Origin of the sequence: Dyella sp. RRB7 (assembly GCF_022761115.1) — a bacterium.
Lineage (GTDB): Bacteria > Pseudomonadota > Gammaproteobacteria > Xanthomonadales > Rhodanobacteraceae > Dyella.
On the sequence record NZ_JAKWJS010000001.1, the window covers coordinates 1,352,200 to 1,371,631 of the forward strand.

A 19,432-nucleotide genomic window follows, 5' to 3' on the forward strand; every position below is an offset into this window, starting at 1 on the left:
TGTCAGTCACGAATGGGGTAGAAATCGAGCCTATGGAAGACTTTGCCGCAATCTCCGCGTTTGTCCGCGTGGTCGAGGCCAAGAGCTTCGCCGCCGCCGCCGCCCAGCTGGGCATGACCCCGTCCGGGGTCAGCCGCGCGGTGTCGCGACTGGAGGAACAGCTGGGCGCCCGGCTGTTGTTCCGTTCCACCCGTTCATTGCGTTTGACCGATGATGGGGCCTCGTTCCATGCGCGTTGCAAGGAGATCCTTGCCGATCTGGCCGAGGCCACCGAGGCGCTGGGTTATGCCAGCCGCAAGCCCACCGGCAAGCTGCGCATCGGGGTGCCGGCGGCGGTGGGCCGTACCGTGATCATTCCGCGCTTGGCCGAATTCGAGCAGCGCTACCCGGATATCCGCCTTGAGCTGTCGATGTGTGACTACGCCTACGACCTCAACGAGGAGGGCATCGACTGCGCCATCCGGGTCGGTCCGCTGGAAGATTCCAGCCTGATCGCGCGCAAGATCGGCTACCTGCGCAACGTCATGATCGCCTCGCCGGACTACCTGGCCAGGCACGGCGCGCCGCAGAGCATCGAGGATCTGAAGGATCACCGCTGCATCAACTACATCATGCCCAATGGCCGTCCGCGCCAGTGGCAGTTCGAGACGCCCAGCGGACAGGTGACCGTCGACATCGACGGGCATTTGCTGATCAACGACGCCGAGTCGGTGATCCAGGCGGTGGTCGCGGGGCTGGGCATCACCCAAGCGCCGCACGTGATTGCCGCCTGCATGCTCGACTTCGGCAAGCTGCAGCTGGTGATGACCGACACCATTTCCACCGGCAAGCCGGTGTGGATCGTCTACCCGCAGAAGAAGCACCTGTCCGCCCGCGTGCAGGCCTTCATCGAATGGGTGCGCGAAGTGTTCGAGCAGACCAACGAGCCCGGCAAGCACAAGAAGCCGATGGCCGTGGTGGCGGAGCCGGAGCGCATCCGCGCCTGATCGATCGTTCCCGGCAAGCGCGCGCCTGCCGGGAAATGCTTAGGCGCCGGCCGGGATCAGCAGCAGCAACGCGATGCCCAGCGCCATGCGATAGATCGCGAACGGGGTGAAGCGATGGCTGCGGATATAGCCGAGCAGCCACTTCACCGCGATAAAGCCCACGATGCCCGACACCACGAAGCCCACGATCAGCGCGGTCCAGTCCTCGTGGATGCCGCCTTCCTTGAGCACCTTCAACAGCTCGTAGCCGCTGGCGGCGTACATGGTGGGAATGCCCACCAGGAAGGCGAACTCCGTCGCCGCGGCGCGGTTGCTGGTGCCGGCCAGCATGGCGGTGAAGATGGTGGCGGCCGAGCGCGAGGTGCCCGGGAAAATGCCCGCCACCATCTGCGCGATGCCGACCAGGATCGCCACGCGCCAGGTCACCTGGGTGCGGTCCGGCTGGCGCGCGGCCAGGCGCTCGGCGGCAAGCATCCAGACGCCGCCGATGATCAGCGCCCACGCCACCGGCGTCACCGCCTCGGGCAGCTTGAAGCCAAGCTTCACCGCCACGAAGCCCAGCACCGCGGTGATCAGGAACGCCGCAATCAGCTTGGCCAGGTAGTCGCGGTTGGCCGGGTCACGCCATTGCGTGAACAGCTGCCAGATGCGGCTCCAGTAGATAAAGGTCACCGCCAGGATCGCACCCGCCTGGATGCCGACGTTGAACAGGTCCGAACGCTCGCCCAGGCCGAACTTCTCGGCGATCAGCAGGTGACCCGTGCTGGAAATGGGCAGAAACTCGGTAATGCCCTCGATGATGCCGAGCAGGATGACGTTGATCAGATCGCTCACGAAAACTCCGGTTAGTTGGCGGGTACCGGTTCCATGCCGGCCCAAAGCGGCATAGCTTAAGGGACTGGCGTGGCGTTTTTGGGGTGATCCGGAGTCGACCCTGCGGTGTACGTCGGTAGCGTCGGCCCGGACTTCCGCTGGAATGCCGGCCGAAGCTTGTTAGCACCATCTTGGTGCATTCGTGTGATTCACATGGATGCAACGAGTCCACGCCAGGATGCTCTGGTATCGTCTAATGGCTTGATGCAGAAAGAAACATCCGCTTGGCACGGGCCTTGCTCTGCCGCATGTCGTTTCCTCACCCTTTGACCCGCCGAGGTTGTCCATGTCCGCCGCTGCCCAGAAAGTGCTCGATCTGATCCAGGAACACGAGGTCGAGTTCGTCGACTTCCGCTTTGCCGACATGCTCGGCAAGCACCACCATGTCACGTTTCCGGCCCATGCCATCGACGAAGGCACCTTCGAGGACGGCAAGATGTTCGACGGCTCCTCGATCGCCGGCTGGAAGGGCATCAACGAGTCCGACATGATCCTGCTGCCGGATCCGGACACCGCCTACATCGACCCGTTCAGCGCGCACACCCAGCTGGTGCTGCATTGCGACGTGCTGGAGCCGTCCACCATGCAGGCCTACGGCCGTGACCCGCGCTCCATCGCCAAGCGTGGCGAAGCGTTCCTCAAGTCCACCGGCATCGCCGACACCGCCTTCTTCGGTCCGGAGCCGGAATTCTTCATCTTCGATTCGGTGCGCTGGCAGAACGACATGGGCCGCGTGTTCTACGAAATCGGCTCCGAGGAAGCCGCGTGGAGCTCGCGCTACAAGTACGAGGACAACAACACCGGTCATCGTCCGGGCGTGAAGGGCGGCTACTTCCCGGTCAGCCCGGTCGACTCGCTGGGCGACCTGCGCGCCGACATGTGCAAGGTACTCGAATCGCTGGGCCAGGTGGTGGAAGTGCACCATCACGAAGTGGCCAACGCCGGCCAGTGCGAAATCGGTACGCGCTTCAACACGCTGGTGAAGAAGGCCGACGAGCTGATCACCATGAAGTACGTGATCAAGAACGTGGCCCACCAGAACGGCAAGACCGTCACCTTCATGCCCAAGCCGATCGTCGGCGACAACGGCAGCGGCATGCACGTGCACCAGTCGCTGGCGAAGGACGGCAACAACCTGTTCGCGGGTGATCTGTATGGCGGCCTGTCGCAGACCGCGCTGTGGTACATCGGCGGCATCTTCAAGCACGCCAAGGCCATCAACGCGTTCGCCAACTCCACCACCAACAGCTACAAGCGCCTGGTGCCGGGCTTCGAGGCGCCGGTGATGCTGGCCTACTCGGCTCGCAACCGTTCGGCCAGCTGCCGCATTCCGTACGTGTCCAGCCCGAAGGGTCGCCGCATCGAAGTGCGCTTCCCCGATCCGATGAACTCCGGCTACCTGGTGTTCACCGCGCTGATGATGGCCGGCCTCGACGGCATCATCAACAAGATCGACCCGGGTGCGCCGGCCGACAAGGATCTGTACGACCTGCCGCCGGAAGAAGAGAAGAACATCCCGCAGGTGTGCTCCAGCCTCGACCAGGCACTGGAAGCGCTCGACAAGGATCGCGACTTCCTCAAGGCCGGTGGCGTGTTCACCGACGACTTCATCGATGCGTACATCGAGCTGAAGATGAAGGAAGTGACGGCCTATCGCGCCAGCACGCATCCGCTGGAATTCCAGATGTACTACGCGCTCTGATCGCGTAAACATTGGGTGGGAGGGACAACGGGCGCTTCGGCGCCCGTTGTTTTTCCCGCCGTTGGCATCGCCACTCGTCGCATGGATTTCCGTTGCCCTTGGGCTGAAACCGGCGAGTGGCTGTCGTGCCGCTGTCAGTGTGGCGGCTTGAGGTCCACCGCACCGGCGGGCAATGGTTGGTTCCAGTCCGGTGCCAGCAAGTGGATGCCATCGAGCGTAAATACCGCGTCCTGCGGGCGTGCGGCACGCGCCACCACATCGATGATGGAGGAGTCGAGCACGTAGAGCGTCTGCTCCTCGGGCGCACCGCTCGACAGCCTTTGCAGCTGTTCCGCGCGCACGCGATTGAACACTTTCCAGTCCGCGCGGGCCACCTGGATGTCATCGGTCGACATGCGATGCTCCAGGGCGAAGCGCGCAAGCACCTCCCAGCCGGGTGCGAGAATGCGTGTGGGCACCAGACGCAAGCGCGTATAGCGCGAACCGGCCTGACTCCAGAAGGGTCCCGTCAGATGCGTGGCATCGTCGACTGCGGCGCGTGTTTCCAGCGTGGTACGCAAACCCATCACGGCAGGACCGATGTCCACCAGTTGCAGGGCTACGGCCACGCAAAGCAGGGTGGTCAACCAGCGCGCGGGTAACGCCCTGGCCAGCACCATGAAGGCGCCGGCCAGCAGTGCGTAATAAGCCACCCAGAACAGCCGGCCGGTAGCCTGGATGGAGGAATGCGCAAGCCGCGTCTGCAACCAGACCGGCAGCGGCAGATGCCATTGGTGACTGCCAAAGCCGATCGTCGGCGTGACCGCAAACAGGGCCAGGCCCAACGCCACAGCTACCAACGGCCATATCGGGCGACGATCCGGCACACGGGCACGCGTTATCCACCATGCCGGTAGGGCGCTCAGCAACAACAGCAGGCCGCCGGCGCCGAAGTAATTGAAGCCTTCGTACTCGCCAGGAGCTTCGCCAAACGCGAGGCCCAATGACGACCATCCCGCACCATTGAAAGGGGCGAGCAGATTCATCTTGTAGTAGCCGAAGCCTTCCGCCTGCATGCCGCGGCTTGGGATCATGAAGAAACCGGCAAGCCACGCGACGGCGAGCGTAGCTGCCAACACCTGCGCGATCTCAATCGCCGCATCACGCCAAGGCAGCATCGTGCCGGCCCGCAGGCCACGGGCCGGCAGGAAACGGCGCAGGATATCGGCGGCCCATACCGCGCCAACCATCAGAAAAATGTACGCATGGATCAGCATCGCCATGGCGACCAGCGCGGTCCACCAGCGGTCTTGATGTTTCGTCGTGGGGCGCAGATACAGATAGAGCGCGGCGAGTATCGCCCACTGCGCCACCAGGGCCATATGGCCACCCAGGCGCATCAGCAGCGGCGGGGCGATCACGAAAAACACGCCGCCCAGCACGCGTGCCGTCACGTTGTTGGTGGCCAACGAAAGCAGCTTCCACGCAAACAGCGCCTGCAACGCGAAACACAAGACCACCCACAGGCCGAAGTACTGGAAGGGTTCCGGCAGCCAGGCGGCGATCGGTTTCAACACCATGGCCAGCAGCGGGATGGAGTCGGAGTAATAGACCGATGAATGGAACTCCAGCCCATAGGAAGGCGCGGCGCCGAAGGGCAGCGTCCATGCATCGTGCCGATAAAACGCCCAGCCCAGATAGCTCTGCGCGAGATCCGCGTGTTGCAGCCACACGATATTGCCAGGCCACAGCATGGCGCCGTCGGTGACCAGCACAGCGGCGAGCGCGCCCATGATCAGGGGCAACAACAAGGACAGGCCACGGTTGGACGGCACTCGCCGGAGTGATCGCATGAAAGACCTTGCAGAAAAGGGAGCAGCCATGGCGCATGGCACGCCGCGAATGCAGAGCATAGTGACCGGCGACAGGCTCATAAAGCCGGTGTGATGGCATCCACTACGCACGAGCATGGCCATCTTCTTTGGCGGCTGTCTTATGATTGACGCGATGTATGGGCCTGATCTTCCGCTTTCGGGCCCGCATCTGCCACGCGGCAAGCGGTGATTGCCGTTGTTCGCGATCAGGTTCTGGCGCGGGCCCAGCGATAGGGATGCGCTGCCCACAAGCTCAAATGCCAGTGACCTTCACAGTCTGGTGCACCCCACGCTCTAGGCTCGATTCGAAGCATCCAACCCAGGTATCCCATGGCCATCGATCTCAAGACACTCTCCCCGAAAGAACTTCAGGCACTCATCGCCAGCGCCAGCGCGCAGATGCACGAGGCGCATGCCGCGCAAATCCAGACGGTCAGGCAGAAGATCGAGACCCTGCTCAGCAGCAGCGGCCTCACGCTGGAAGACATCTATCCGTCCCTCCGCAAAAAGGCCGGAGCCAGGAAAAGTGCCGCAGGCTCGGTGGCTCCCAAATATCGCAACCCCGCTGATCCCTCGCAAACCTGGTCCGGCCGCGGCCGCCAGCCGGCCTGGTTCGCCGCCGCCCTCAAGCGCCGCGGCGTGACCGAAGACAGCCTGCTCATCGACAGTGCATCGAGCCCGGCCAAGGTCTCCAAGACCGCCAAGAAGGCATCCAGGAAGCGCGTGGCCAAGCGCGCGGTCAAAAAGGCCGTAGCAAAGAAAAAGGCCTAACGGTCATCGCCGGCCGCAAGATGGGCGTGCCGATGTCCTAGTAGCCGATCAACACTGCCGGCGTGGGAAATGCCGCGCCGGCAAACCAGCGGTCACGCTCATCCCGGCAGCCCGGGCTGCCCATGGTGAATTTGCGACAGATCGCAGGGCGCTGGTCGTAGATGGTGCAGCGTGACGTATTGGGGTCCACCGCGGCACACCAGCCATCTTCGCCCTTGGCCAGGGTCTCCATGCCATGAGTGTGGCGATCGATGAGCCAGGCTGGCACTTGGTCGTCGGGCATCAGTACGACGGTGAGTCGGCAACATACCGCCTCGCAATCACTGCAGCTGACGGAGGGGTTGACGCTCTCGGCGTACGGATCGGGGGATATGTTCACGCGCCAGTATGACGGCCGGACTATGAACCCCGGGGCTGGACCGGCCAGACAGCGCTTCGGCCCTTGCGGTGCGGAGCGACAGCCCTTGGCCCAGGTCGCTCACTCTCTGTTAATAAACCAGGTAGTACATTTATACCCGTGTCGTGAGACATCGCTCCCACCGCATGGCCAGGCTCCCCTCCTTCGTCATGCAATCAGATGGATCCAGAACCCGCAGACTCCCCTCTGCGGGTTTTTTTATGCGTGCCCGTGCCGCCCGTTGTCTTGTCGCCCAGTCATTCGTGCATGAAGGCCGCACGGATGGCACGCGAATCTACGGCGAACGCAATATCTACGGCTGGATGCAGCGCCTAGCGGTGGCCTGTCCCGACAACGAGGCGGCCCAGTTCATGTATGTCACGGCGCTGGCGAAGGGGCGCCGTTGCGGTTCCCCCATCGTCGATGAATTCGAGCAACCCGCCAGCGAACGCCTGCGCAGCCTGATCGCCGAACGCCGCCATGCGGCCAACCTTGCACCGCTGCTGGTCGCCACCTTCCCGGAAAACACCGCGATCCGCGAGATGGCGGCTGCGCAGCCGGCGCTGCATGATCCGGCTTATCAGGCGTGGAAGGCTAGGCTGGCGGCGGGCGCCTTGCTCAACGTGGCTCGCTAGCCATCAGTCTTGCGGGGTGTCCTCACGCTTTCGCGTCACTCGTGGGCTTGCTCCCGAAGCAGTGATCCGAATGACGTGGTCAAAAACCGAACAAGAAATCCAGTCGATGGACTTTGGATGCAGACCACCAAAGTCAGAAAGACATAAACAGACTATGGCGGTATCGGTGGCACCGATTGGTGGCACTTGAGGCAACTCGCTGAATTATTCGCATATCATCGGGCATATATGGGGGTGCAGCCTTCTGCAAATGACGGCATATGGCGGCAGTCGCGAAGCTACTGACAGCATTCGTGACCCTCCGGCCGCCAATTCCGCACACGGCCAGATCAGAGTTGCGCAGCGACTTGTTGCGCGGTTGCCTTGGCCGATCCGGGGTTTTGGCCGGTGACCAGGTGTCCGTCAACCACTACCTTGGGCATAAACGGAAGTGGGGCTTTTTCGTAGAGGGCACCGCGGTCTTTCATTGCTTGCTCGGCGTTGTAGGGCACGTCCTTCGCCACGCCCGCCAGCACTTCTTCGGACCAGGCATAACCGGTGAGACGACGACCGGCCACCAGTAAACGACCATCCGACAAGCGGGTGTTGAGCAACCCGCAGTAGCCGTGGCACACCGACGACACCACGCCACCGCGCTCATAGATGTCGCGGGTGATTCGCTGCAACCCTGGGTCGTCTGGGAAGTCCCACATGACGCCGTGTCCACCGGTGAAATAGATAGCGTCGAAGTCCGTGGGATCGACATCTTCGGGCCGAGCCGTGGTCTTCAGCCATGCCTGCTTTTGCGGGTCGGCCAACCACTGCTTTACGGATTGATCGGCCAGGGGCCATTTCAGCGACCTCGGCTCCAGCGGCGAAAAGCCACCCCGCGGACTGACCAGTTGCTGCTCAAATCCCTTTTCCGCAAATACGTGGTAGGCGTGTGTCAGCTCGGACAGCCATAGACCTGTCAGATGCCGCGGGTTGTCGTAGTGGGACACGTTGGTGACGACATGGAGGATGCGCTTGGTCATAGCGGAATCACGGTCTGGAGGGTGGATACCGTAGAACACCCGTGTAGGGAGATTCGGAGGTCGAAGCGGCGACTACAGCATCACGCGCTTTGATGCACTCCGGGCGCGCGTGCCTTGGGCGAGGAGGCGCGTTTGCCCCTGAGGGTCGCAGCCAGTGCCAGGTCAACCAACCTTCCAAACGGTGCGCGTAACAAGCTGGGCAGGTTCCATTGCCCTTGGACAAACACGCCCTTGGCATGGCTCATCGTGCGGAACCCTTCGATGCCGTGATAAGCACCCATGCCACTCGGGCCCACGCCCCCAAAAGGCAAGTCATCCTGGGCCACGTGCATCATCGTGTTGTTGATACCGACGTTACCCGACGTCGTGCGCGCCAGAAGCTTATTGCATTCCGCGTCCCTGCTCCCGAAGTAGTAGAGCGCCAGAGGACGGGGGCGGGCGTTGATGAAATCGATGACCTCATCCATGGTGCGATAGCTGCGCACCGGCAGGATGGGACCAAAGATTTCTTCCTGCATGACGGCCAGGTCGTCGCGCGCACCTACCACCAGCGTGGGAGCCATGGTGCGGATGCGGCGAGTGGCGTGCTCCGGATGTACGCCCACTTCCAGTACGCGCCCTCCTTTCTGCCGGGCATCTCCAAGAAGGCCTTTCAGGCGATCGTAATGACCGCTGCTGACGATGGAGCTGTAGTCGACGCTGGTCGGTCCCTCTGGATAGGCGGCACGCACGGCCACGTCGAACTGCTTGACGAAGGCGTCCACGTCGTCCTCGTGGACCAGCGCATAGTCCGGCGCCACACAGGTCTGCCCGGCGTTGGCCAATTTGCCGAAGACGATGCTGCCGATCGCGCGATCGTTGACCTGGCCGCGCCCGACGACTACCGGGCTCTTGCCGCCCAGTTCCAGCGTCACAGGCACCAGATTGTCGCTGGCAGCCTTCATCACCTTGCGCCCTACCTGCGTGCTGCCGGTAAACAACAGGTGGTCGAATGCCAAAGCGCTGAAGGCGGCCCCCATGTCGGGGCCGCCGCGCACCACCGCCACCTCGTCAGCCGGGAAGGTTTGCGTCAGTAGATCCTTCAGCACGTCGCTGGTGCGGGGCGTGAGTTCGGAGGGCTTGAGCATGGCGCGATTGCCGGCAGCCAGCGCCGTGGCCAGCGGAATGAGCACCAGGGAAACCGGGTAGTTCCACGGCGCCATGATGCCGATGATGCCCTTGGGCTGGTACTCCACGTACGCCCTGCCGCTGCGATAAGTGAGCGCCACATGTCGACGCTCGGTGCGCATGAAGCGGCGCAGATGCCTGGATAGATAGTCGATGGACTGGATGACGCCAACCAGTTCCATTATGGCTGTTTCATGGCGTGAGCGATGGCCGAAGTCGGCGCTCACTGCGTCTTCGAGCTGATTGCGATACGCCAGCACAGCGGCTCGCAGCCGCTGCAGTCGCTCCTTGCGCTGGTAAATCGTGGGGATGCCGTCGCGAAGGAATGCCGCGCGCTGCCTGGATAACAAGGATTCCATGTCGGTCGGCGGGCGATTGTCATAGTCAGCGGTCATGGGACACCTGTCATGCAAGAGGAAGCGGGAATGCGGGCGCTCACAGGGCATCGAGCGCCTTCAGTGGCGTGGGCAGGTTCAACACCACCTGGGCGTCCTTCACCACGTCCAGTCGCAGGTAGCGGGAAGCGCCAAGGCCATCGAGCAGCTGGCTCATCGGGCCGCCGGCCCGGATCAGTTCCACCTTGCGCGGCAAGAGTACCTGCGCAAACGACAAGGTGTTGGTATTGACCACGGTCTGGTGCCAGGTGCCGTCCACCCGGTGCACCATGGTGGTGGTGCTCATGCGGGATTGCGGCACCACGTGGCGAAGCGCAGGGAGCGGAGCGCGCAACGACAGATCGGGCGTGCCATCGGGTCCAGCGATGCTTGCGCGGACCTCGGCATCCATGGACACATGCATGTCCTCGCGCCACTTCGGCAACTGATAGCCGTCCACGCCGCGAACACGCGCGATCTCGGAAGTGACGGGCAGTGCCAGCACGTGGGCAAAGAAACTGCGCCGCCGCGTAGCCGACAACAGTTGCGAAGCGGATGACGCCTTCGCACCCGGCCGGCGAATGACGATGGCGATGGACGCCTCGTCGTAGGGGTCGTTGTCGCACACGGCGTACGAGAAGAAGGTCAGGGCGATCAGGCCATAGCCCGGCAGAGCGCTCAATGGTTCAAGTGGCTCGGGCAGCATCGCGCGCAGCCGCGTGAGTGGCGCCTGCATCAGCAGCTGGACGTTGCTGGTCCGGTAGTAGAAGTTCGGTGCCCAGATCGAACCAACTCGGGAGGCGATCTGTTGTTTGGGAAACCGGCGAAAGAAGTCGACATTGCCAGCGGCAGGGTCACGCGCCACCTCATCGAGGTCTGGATTCATCCGGTAGCGATCGTAATAACCCCCGGCCAACACAGGAACCTCATGGGGGCCAAACTGCGCCAGTGTGTACTGCTTTTCCACGTGCACCTCGGAGGGCAAACAGCGCTCCCCACGGGAGCCGGCTCGTCAACTCTAAGGTTCAAGTAAGCTTGAAGGTCAAGCCTGGCCGCTGGATGCTTCAGCCGACCGATCAGCGGCTTGCCCCGGAAGGCTTGGCGGGTTTGGAAGGCTTCGCTTCCTCCGAGTGAAGACGTTCCAACACCCACTTGGCCCGATCCACGCAGCTAAGGTCCTCGGGACGGTTCTTGATGCTATTCAGGGCCGTGGCGAGCTGCTTTTTGGTCGCGGCAAGGCGCCGCTGCATGCCCTCGATCTCCGCGATCTTGTGTTCAATGGCCTCCACCAGTTCTTCGTGATGCCAGCCGCCCTTGGAGGCGACGGGCAACAAGTGGCGGATCTCATCCAGTGTGAAGCCAGCGTTCTGCGCGCTGGCGATGATATCCAGGATGGCGAGGGCCTCGGGCGGGTAATCACGATAGCCGTTGGCCTTGCGATCCACGGCCTGGATCAGCCCGCTGGCCTCGTAAAAACGGATGCGTGAGGCCGTCAGGCCGCTTTGTTTGGCGAGATCACCAATCTTCATGCGCTCGAACTCGAAAAGCCATTGACCTTCAAGTTCACTTTAAGGCTACGCTCCTCAGGCAGTCAAAGCAGGCTGCACCATGGTCCACCACTTACGCTCCCTGCGGCCAGCTCCATGCAGGCCGCCCCGCTTGTCCTTCGTCGGGTTTATCGGCGGAGGCGGAGTCGCATGGGCCAGAAATCCACGAGCCACTTTCCCAGGCCCTTGCTCCCCGTAACGGAAGGCCGTCGGAGAGCGTGTCACTGCTTCATAACCGAACTTCACTGAAGGAGACGCGATATGGGATACGTGACCACAAAGGATGGCGTTGAGATCTTCTACAAAGACTGGGGCCCGAAGGACGCTCCGGTGATTTACTTCCATCACGGCTGGCCATTGAGCGCGGACGACTGGGATGCCCAGATGCTCTTTTTCCTGTCCAAGGGATTTCGCGTGGTGGCGCATGATCGGCGGGGACACGGGCGATCGAGCCAGGTGTGGGATGGCCACGATATGGATCACTACGCCGACGACACGGCCGCGGTGGTCAAGCATCTGGGCGTCCAGAAGGCCGTACATGTGGGGCATTCCACGGGCGGTGGCGAGGTGATCCATTACGTCGCCCGGCACGGCGAGGACAAAGTGGCGAAGGCGGTGCTGATCAGCGCGGTGCCGCCTATCATGGTGAAGACGCCCAATAACCCCGGCGGCTTGGACAAGAAGGTGTTCGACGACTTGCAGGCGCAACTGGCCGCCAACCGCGCGCAGTTCTACTACGACGTGCCCGCCGGCCCGTTCTACGGCTACAACCGGCCCAACGCGAAACCCTCGCAGGGCATCATCTGGAACTGGTGGCGGCAGGGCATGATGGGGAGTGCCAAGGCGCATTACGACGGCATCGTCGCGTTCTCCCAGACGGACTTCACGGAGGACCTGAAGGGCACCACCATTCCGGTGCTCGTCATGCATGGCGATGACGACCAGATCGTCCCCTACGAGGACGCGGGCGTACTTTCGGCCAAGCTGGCTCGCAACAGCACGCTGAAGATCTACAAGGGCTTCCCTCACGGCATGCCCACCACCGAGGCCGACACCATCAACGCCGATCTGTTGGCGTTCATCAAGAGCTAGCGTCCCTCACGTTCCGGGGCGGTTCCGGCCGCCCCGAACGTTTGCTGATGCAGAGGTACGGTCGACACCTCCGGCACACTTGACCTTAAAGTTGACTTTAAGCTTAAGGTTAAGGCATGGCCCTCCGGAGTTACCCCTCATGAAGCTGTTCGACAAGCTCACGCTCCCCAACGGTTCGACCCTTCCCAATCGCATCGCCAAGGCAGCGATGGAGGAAAACATGGCCGACGCCGATCAGGCCCCATCCGAATTCCTCATGCGCCTGTATCAGGCCTGGGCCGACGGTGGTGCGGGCCTGCTGATCACGGGCAATGTGATGGTCGATGGCCGCGCCATGACGGGGCCCGCGGGCGTCGTGCTGGAAGACGCCACCCATTTGGCCAAGTTCAAGCGCTGGGCGCAGATCAGTCGCTCGAAGGGAGCGCAAGCGTGGTTGCAGATCAATCACCCTGGCCGCCAGATGCAGGCCAACCTCGGCCAGCCGACGTGGGCGCCGTCCGCCGTGCCGCTGGAGCTCGGCAACATGTCCAAGCGCTTCAATGTGCCGCTCGCGATGACGGAAGCCATGATCGAAGAGGTGATCCATCGGTTCGCGCGCACCGCGAGCCTGGCCGAAGCCGCTGGCTTCACCGGCGTGGAAATCCACGCGGCGCACGGTTACCTGTTGAGCCAGTTCCTTTCGCCACTCATCAATCGCCGAACCGATCCATGGGGCGGCTCGTTGGAGAACCGCGCGCGCCTGTTGATCGAGATCGTCCGCGCAGTGCGGGCCGTGGTTTCGCCCGCCTTTGCAGTAGCCGTCAAGCTCAACTCCGCCGACTTTCAGCGCGGTGGCTTCAGCACGGATGACGCCAAGAAAGTCGTAATCCTGCTCAACGAGCTGGCCGTGGATCTGGTCGAAATCTCAGGCGGCAGCTACGAAGCCCCTGCCATGCAAGGACAGGCGCGTGACGGCCGCACCCTGGCACGAGAGGCGTACTTCGTGGAGTTCGCGCGAGACATTCGAACGGTGGCAAAGATGCCGGTGATGGTGACCGGGGGCATCCGCCGTCGCCAAGTGGCTAACCAGGTGATTGAAAGTGGCGTGGATATGGTCGGCATCGCCACGGCACTCGCCATTGATCCGTTTTTGCCGGCGGACTGGCGCATGGGCGCCGACAACACGCCGGAGTTGTCGCCCATCGCCTGGAAGAACAAGCCGCTGGCGTCCTTGGCGAACATGGCTGCCGTGCGCTATCAGATGCGCAAGATCAGCCACGGCAAGTCACCCAATCCGCGCGTATCGCCACTGCGCGCTCTTATTGAACAGCAGGCAGCCACCGCGTGGCGCACGCGGACGTATCGACAGTGGATTGTTCGACGTTCGAGGCAGATCCAACGCGCGTCTACCCACGAGGTCGATTTACGGCCAACGTAGGTGGAATGGCAGGACCGGAGCCAGCATCGATCAACATTACGCTCGACAGGATCAAGGGCTAAACGCCAAAGTTTGTACAACCCGCACAAACTATGCGCCTGTGAACACCACTAGCTCTTGCCACACGCCGCTCCAGTCCCACCGGTTGCACCAACAAAGCGCATTACCCATGATGGTGCAATGAGCGATCAGGCATGGCGTCGATGGGCTGAGCAGCTGGCGACCGGTTTGGCGCTGGCGGATAGCCAGTTGCGCCTGCTATGGATCAACCCGGCGCTGGCGGAGCAATTGGGGATCGGTCCGCGCAGCGCGGTGGGCCAGTCGTTGGCGGTGCTGCTGCACCGGCCGGAGTGGATGGCGTTGGCGCAGCGCGCGCTGCACGAACCGTCGCCGCTGCAGCTTCGCGGTATCGAGGCGCCCTCCGCGCGCGGTGAGGCCGGGCGCATGGATGTCTCCATGCAGCCGTTGCCATCTGGCGAACTGCTGCTGGAAGTGCATGCGCTGGCGCCGCCGGCGTCGTCCGATACGCCCTTGTCCGCCACGTTGCGCGGCTTTGCCCATGAAGTGAAGAACCCGCTCGCGGGTTTACGCGGTGCCGCGCAGCTGTTGCAGCGGCGTGTGGAGGATGACGATCTGCGTTCGCTGGCCGGCCTTGTCATCGGTGAGGCCGACCGCCTCGCCGCGCTCGCCAACCGCTTGTTGCGCCACGATGGCGCGGCCCAGCTTGGGCCGGTGAACATCCATGAGCGCCTTGAACGCCTGGGCGACCTGCTGCTGGCCGAGCCCGCGCCGCCCACCTTGCGGCACGACTACGATCCCAGCCTGCCCGACGTCTATGGCGATGCCGACCGCGTGCTGCAGCTGCTGCTCAATCTCGCACGCAACGCCATCGAGGCGGGTGCGCGCACGCTCACTTTCCGCACGCGCGCCGAACACGCCGTGCGACTGGGCGAGCGCGTGGCGCGCATGGCGTTGCGGGTGGATGTGATCGACGACGGTCCGGGCGTGCCCGCCGCGTTGCGCGACACCTTGTTCGAGCCGCTGGTGTCCGGTCGTGCCGATGGCAGCGGACTGGGCCTGGCGCTGGCGCGCGAAATCGCCCGCGAGCATGGCGGCGAACTGCGCTATGTGAGTCGACCGGGCGACACCGTGTTCTCCCTGTATCTGCCGATGGGCCATGCACATGACTGAACCACGCCATGAAATCTGGATCGCCGATGACGACCGCGGCGTGCGTTTCGTACTGGCTGAGGCGTTGCGTGATGCGGGCCTGGTCGTGCGTGAATTCGGCAATGGCGAAGACGTGCGCGCGGCACTGCACGAGGCTCGCCCGGCGTTGCTGCTAACCGACGTGCGCATGCCGGGCGAAGGCGGTCTGGCCCTGCTCTCGGCGTTGAAGGCCGAAGGCATCGGGCCGGTGATCGTGATGAGCGCCTACACCGATGTCGCTACCACGGCTGCCGCCTATCGAGCGGGCGCGGTGGATTACCTGGCCAAGCCGTTCGACCTCGACCAGGCGGTAGCCGCCGTGCAACGCGCGTTGGCCGATGTACCCCATGCCGCCAGCGCGCCGCCTCCGGAGCCGGTGCCGACGCATGCCTTGCTCGGCGAAAGCGTTGCAATGCGCGAAGTGTTTCGCCTCATCGGCCGTGTCGCCGCCAGTGACCTCAACGTGCTGATCACCGGCGAAACCGGCACCGGCAAGGAGCTGGTGGCGCGCGCGTTGCACGAGGAAAGCGCGCGTCGCGACAAGCCCTTCGTCGCGCTCAATACCGCGGCCATTCCCAGCGAGCTGTTGGAAAGCGAGTTGTTTGGTCACGAAGCGGGCGCCTTCACCGGCGCCACGCGTCGCCACGCCGGCCGCTTCGAGCAAGCCGAGGGGGGCACGTTGTTTCTCGATGAGATCGGCGATATGCCATTGGCCTTGCAGACGCGCCTGTTGCGCGTGCTGGCCGGCGGCGAATTCTATCGCGTGGGCGGACGCGAGCTGATGCGCGGCAACGTGCGCATCATCGCCGCCACGCATCAGGACCTGGATGGCCGCGTCGCGGCGGGCCAGTTCCGCGCGGACCTGAAGCATCGCCTCGACGTGGTGCGCATCGAACTGCCGGCATTGCGCCAGCGTCGCTCGGACATTCCGCTGCTTGCGCAGCACTTCCTGGCGTCGGCGGCGAAGGAATTGAAGCTGCCGCCCAAGCGTTTCTCCAAGGCGGCACTCAAGGCGATTGCGCAGCGCGACTTCCCGGGCAACGTGCGCGAGCTGGAGAATCTGTGTCGTCGCCTCGCCGTGATTGCACCGGGCGTGGAAATCCTGCCGTCGGACCTGGGCAGCACGGCCGCCGCGGCCACCCGTGGTGGCTGGACCGACGCCTTGCGCGAGTGGGCCAGCCAGGCGCTGGCCGACGGCGAACTGGACATCCACACGCGGGCGCGCGAAGCACTCGACCAGACCCTGCTGCAAGCCGCGCTGGCCGCCCATGAAGGCCACCGCCAGCATGCCGCCGCGGCCTTGGGCGTGGGCCGCAACACTCTTACCCGCAAGCTGGGCGCATCGCGCTCGCGACGTCCCTCCAAGCCCTGAGTCCACGCGCCATGACAGTCACGGTTCGCGCCGCCAATCGCTCCGATATTTCCCGCGTGGTGCAATGGAACGCCGCGATGGCCTGGGAAACCGAACGCAAGACACTCGACCCGGTGGTGCTGGAGCGAGGCGTCACGGCGGTATTCGACGAGCCCCGCCGTGGCTTCTACCTGGTGGCCGAACAGGCGGGCGTGGCGGTGGGTTGCCTGCTGGTCACCTACGAATGGAGCGATTGGCGCGCGGGTGATTTCTGGTGGATCCAGAGCGTGTACGTAGTGGAGACGGCGCGTCGCCTCGGTGTGTTTCGCCGTCTCTACGAAGCGGTGGAAAAGCGCGCGAGTCAGGCTGGCGCCGTCGGCCTGCGCCTGTACGTGGAGACGGAGAACGAGCGTGCGCAGCGCACCTATGCCGGCCTGGGCATGAATCGCTGCCACTACTTCATGTACGAAGCGGAGTTTCCGGTGTCGCCATGACAGCGGCAGCTTGAAGCACGGCAGGCTGCCGCCGGTGGTTACCTCGGCGCCAATTGCCGGAATAGTTCATCGGCGGGTTGCGCGGTGCCAAACAGAAAACCCTGCAGCAGCGATACGCCGGCTCGTCGCAGGTGCCCGGCCTGTTCGGGGGTTTCCACGCCTTCGGCCACCACGGTCATGTCCAGCCCGTGCGCCATGGCGATGATGGCGTCCGTGATGGCGGCGTTGTCGGGGTCGCTGGCGATGTCGCGCACGAAGGTGCGGTCGATCTTCAGTGCATCGATGGGAAAGTACTTCAGATACGACAGGCTGCAGTAGCCGGTGCCGAAATCGTCCAACGCCAGGCTCACGCCCAGGTCCTTGATGCGCTGCATGAGCACGCGACTCTGGTCGCCGGCGGACATCACCATGCGCTCGGTCAGCTCCAGTTCGATCAGCGCCGGCGGCAATTGCGCCTCCTGCAGCGCGGCCTGCAGCGCATCATGGAAACCCGCGTGCTGGAACTGGGGCGCGGATACATTCACCGCCACCACGATGGGGCGACCTGCGCGATACCACTCCCCGGCCTGGCGACAGGCTTCGCGCAGCACCCAGTCGCCGAGCGACACGATCAGGCCGCTTTCCTCGGCCACCGGGATGAACTCATCGGGAGCGTAGACTTCGCGGCCATCGACCAGCCAACGCAACAGTGCCTCGGCACCGACGATGACGCCGGAGACGGCTTCCACCTTCGGCTGGTAGTGCAGCACCAGCTCACCGCGGCGCAGCGCCTTGCGCAGCTCCTGTTCGATGCGCAGCCGCGCAGCCGGGCGTTCGCTCATGGAGGGCACGAAGAAGCGGTAGCCGCTGCGACCCTGCATCTTCACCTCGTACATCGCCACGTCGGCATTGCGCAGCATGGTTTCGGCGTCATGTGCGTCGTCCGGATAGACGCTGATGCCCACGCTGAAGTCGATGCTCAGCTCGCCCATCCGACTGGCATTGGAGGCCTGCCAGCCGCGTATCAGTTTCTCGCACAGCTGGCTGGCCCCGATGCGTCCATCCACGTGGGACAGCAGCACCACGAACTCGTCACCACCCACGCGGCTGACCGTGTCCTCGTTGCGCAGGTGGCTGCGCAAATGAGCGGCGAGCGCGCGCAATACATCGTCACCCGCGGCATGGCCGAAGGTGTCGTTGATCTGCTTGAAATGGTCGATGTCGATGTGCAGCAGGGCGGCCTGGTCCTGCCGACGCTGTGCGGCGGCCAGCACCTGCTCCAGTCGCGATTGCAGCAGGCTGCGGTTGGGCAGGCCGGTGAGCGTGTCGTGCTGTGCCAGGTGCGCCATCTTCAGCGCCAGCGCGCGGGTTTCGCTCACGTCGTGGAATACCAGCACGCCACCGATGACGCTGCCGGCATGGTCGTGGATGGAGGCGGCGGAGTCCTCGATGGGTGTTTCGAAGCCATTGCGATGCAGCAGCACCGCGTCGCCTTTCAGTTCGACGATGGCGTCGCGTGCGATGGCATCCAGCAGCGGGTTATGCAGTGGGTCGCGGGTGCGGCTGTCGATCAGCTTGAACACCTCGCTCATCGGCTTGCCGACGGCTTCGCCATGGCTCCAGCCGGTCATCGCCTCGGCGATCGGATTGAGCGACGTCACCCGGTGCTGCATGTCGGTGGTGATCACCGCATCGCCGATCGAGCGCAGCGTGACCTCGGCCAGCTCGCGTTCGCGGAACAGGGCTTCTTCGTAGGCCTTGCGCTGGCTGATGTCCTGGATCTGCGCCACCGCGTGCTGGGGCCGGCCATCGGCGCCCCGCACCAGCGATACGCTCAGCAGCACGTGCACGATGTGGCCGTCGCGATGGATGTAGCGCTTCTCCAGCTGGTAGGTCTCGCGTCCGCCCGCGGCCAGTTCGGAGGAAAGTTGGTGGGAGGCGGCCAGGTCGTCCTCATGAGTGAGTTCGACGAACGACTTGGACAGCAGTTCCTCTTCGCTGTAACCCAGCATCTGGCACAACGCGCCATTGACCCGCAGCATGCGGCTGTCGGGCGCGACCAGGGCCATGCCAATGGCGGCGTGCTGGAAGGCGCCGTAGAAACGCTGCTCGCTCTCGCGCAGCTGGGTCTCCAGCACGTGGCGCTCGGTGATGTCGATGAACACGGTGAACACCCCGCGCACCTGGCCATCGGCGTCGAAGTCCGGCTGGAAATTGCCATGCATGTAGCAACGTGCGCTGCCGCCGAACAGCTCGCCTTCATAGACCGCCGGCTCGCCCGCGAGCGCCTGTTCCAGGCAGGAGCCTGCGCGCTGCAGGCTCCAGTCGTCGACTACCTCGTCGACGAGCCGGTCCACCATCTGGGCGGGGTCGACACCCAGCCAGCGCAGGTGGGTGCCGTTGACGAAGCGGAAGCGGCGGTGACGATCGATATAGGTGATCAGCGCAGGAGCACCGTTGAGCACGTGGGTGGCCCATGGGGCCTCGCCATCGCCTGGGAGGTACTCACGATCGGTTTGCTGCATGCGGCTGTCGTCACCTGGCGCTCCCCTTGCGCCTTCTTCCCCGCATC

Annotated in this window: 17 protein-coding genes; 9 read left to right on the plus strand and 8 right to left on the minus strand. The window is 63.9% G+C overall.

Annotated elements, in window-relative coordinates; translation table 11 throughout:
* Positions 1–32: 32 nt before the first annotated feature.
* Positions 33–986, plus strand: a complete 954-nt coding sequence (locus tag MJ606_RS06105; protein ID WP_243048498.1) for a LysR family transcriptional regulator — start codon at positions 33–35, stop codon at positions 984–986.
* Positions 987–1,025: 39 nt separating this feature from the next.
* Here MJ606_RS06105 and MJ606_RS06110 read toward each other — a convergent pair whose 3' ends face one another.
* Positions 1,026–1,820 (minus strand): undecaprenyl-diphosphate phosphatase, encoded by a 795-nt coding sequence (locus MJ606_RS06110; protein ID WP_243048499.1) that lies wholly within the window; start codon positions 1,818–1,820, stop codon positions 1,026–1,028.
* Between the two features lie 325 nt (positions 1,821–2,145).
* On the opposite strand from MJ606_RS06110, the gene glnA reads away from it, so the two are divergent.
* Positions 2,146–3,561, plus strand: a complete 1,416-nt coding sequence (glnA, locus tag MJ606_RS06115; RefSeq protein ID WP_243048500.1) for a type I glutamate--ammonia ligase — start codon at positions 2,146–2,148, stop codon at positions 3,559–3,561.
* Between the two features lie 134 nt (positions 3,562–3,695).
* Here glnA and MJ606_RS06120 read toward each other — a convergent pair whose 3' ends face one another.
* The gene (locus MJ606_RS06120; protein WP_243048501.1) at positions 3,696–5,393 is read right to left on the minus strand and encodes a DUF6311 domain-containing protein; all 1,698 of its coding nucleotides are present in this window, start codon (positions 5,391–5,393) and stop codon (positions 3,696–3,698) included.
* A 351-nt stretch (positions 5,394–5,744) separates the two neighbouring features.
* On the opposite strand from MJ606_RS06120, the gene MJ606_RS06125 reads away from it, so the two are divergent.
* The gene (locus tag MJ606_RS06125; protein ID WP_243048502.1) at positions 5,745–6,185 is read left to right on the plus strand and encodes an H-NS histone family protein; all 441 of its coding nucleotides are present in this window, start codon (positions 5,745–5,747) and stop codon (positions 6,183–6,185) included.
* Between the two features lie 37 nt (positions 6,186–6,222).
* Here the strand turns inward: MJ606_RS06125 and MJ606_RS06130 are convergent, their stop codons facing one another.
* A complete protein-coding gene (locus MJ606_RS06130; RefSeq protein ID WP_243048503.1) occupies positions 6,223–6,564 on the minus strand; it encodes a YkgJ family cysteine cluster protein in 342 nt (113 codons plus the stop codon).
* A gap of 239 nt (positions 6,565–6,803) precedes the next feature.
* Here MJ606_RS06130 and MJ606_RS06135 point away from each other — a divergent pair, with 239 nt between their 5' ends.
* Complete coding sequence (locus tag MJ606_RS06135; RefSeq protein ID WP_243048504.1) at positions 6,804–7,217, plus strand: hypothetical protein; 414 nt, start codon at positions 6,804–6,806, stop codon at positions 7,215–7,217.
* Positions 7,218–7,546: 329 nt separating this feature from the next.
* Here the strand turns inward: MJ606_RS06135 and MJ606_RS06140 are convergent, their stop codons facing one another.
* From MJ606_RS06140 to MJ606_RS06155, 4 genes are all read right to left on the minus strand, one after another.
* Positions 7,547–8,230, minus strand: coding sequence for a type 1 glutamine amidotransferase domain-containing protein (locus tag MJ606_RS06140; RefSeq protein WP_243048505.1), 684 nt, complete (start codon positions 8,228–8,230; stop codon positions 7,547–7,549).
* 80 nt (positions 8,231–8,310) lie between these two features.
* Positions 8,311–9,792, minus strand: coding sequence for a coniferyl aldehyde dehydrogenase (locus tag MJ606_RS06145; protein WP_243048506.1), 1,482 nt, complete (start codon positions 9,790–9,792; stop codon positions 8,311–8,313).
* Between the two features lie 40 nt (positions 9,793–9,832).
* On the minus strand, positions 9,833–10,756 hold the full coding sequence (locus tag MJ606_RS06150; protein ID WP_243048507.1) for a hypothetical protein: 924 nt from the start codon (positions 10,754–10,756) through the stop codon (positions 9,833–9,835).
* 91 nt (positions 10,757–10,847) lie between these two features.
* Positions 10,848–11,300 carry a MerR family transcriptional regulator gene (locus MJ606_RS06155; RefSeq protein WP_243048508.1) on the minus strand — a complete coding sequence of 151 codons (453 nt, stop codon included), beginning with the start codon at positions 11,298–11,300 and terminating at the stop codon, positions 10,848–10,850.
* Positions 11,301–11,579: 279 nt separating this feature from the next.
* Here MJ606_RS06155 and MJ606_RS06160 point away from each other — a divergent pair, with 279 nt between their 5' ends.
* From MJ606_RS06160 to MJ606_RS06180, 5 genes are all read left to right on the plus strand, one after another.
* Positions 11,580–12,410 carry an alpha/beta hydrolase gene (locus tag MJ606_RS06160; protein ID WP_243048509.1) on the plus strand — a complete coding sequence of 277 codons (831 nt, stop codon included), beginning with the start codon at positions 11,580–11,582 and terminating at the stop codon, positions 12,408–12,410.
* Positions 12,411–12,549: 139 nt separating this feature from the next.
* Positions 12,550–13,827: an NADH:flavin oxidoreductase/NADH oxidase family protein gene (locus tag MJ606_RS06165; protein WP_243048510.1), complete on the plus strand. Its 1,278-nt coding sequence runs from the start codon at positions 12,550–12,552 to the stop codon at positions 13,825–13,827.
* A 180-nt stretch (positions 13,828–14,007) separates the two neighbouring features.
* Positions 14,008–15,018, plus strand: a complete 1,011-nt coding sequence (locus MJ606_RS06170; protein WP_243048511.1) for an ATP-binding protein — start codon at positions 14,008–14,010, stop codon at positions 15,016–15,018.
* A complete protein-coding gene (gene ntrC, locus MJ606_RS06175) occupies positions 15,011–16,408 on the plus strand; it encodes a nitrogen regulation protein NR(I) (protein ID WP_243048512.1) in 1,398 nt (465 codons plus the stop codon). The genes MJ606_RS06170 and ntrC overlap by 8 nt, the downstream gene beginning before the upstream one ends.
* An 11-nt stretch (positions 16,409–16,419) precedes the next feature.
* Positions 16,420–16,881, plus strand: a complete 462-nt coding sequence (locus MJ606_RS06180) for a GNAT family N-acetyltransferase (protein WP_243048513.1) — start codon at positions 16,420–16,422, stop codon at positions 16,879–16,881.
* A 38-nt stretch (positions 16,882–16,919) separates the two neighbouring features.
* Here the strand turns inward: MJ606_RS06180 and MJ606_RS06185 are convergent, their stop codons facing one another.
* Positions 16,920–19,385 (minus strand): GGDEF and EAL domain-containing protein, encoded by a 2,466-nt coding sequence (locus tag MJ606_RS06185; RefSeq protein WP_243048514.1) that lies wholly within the window; start codon positions 19,383–19,385, stop codon positions 16,920–16,922.
* Between the last annotated feature and the right edge of the window lie 47 nt (positions 19,386–19,432).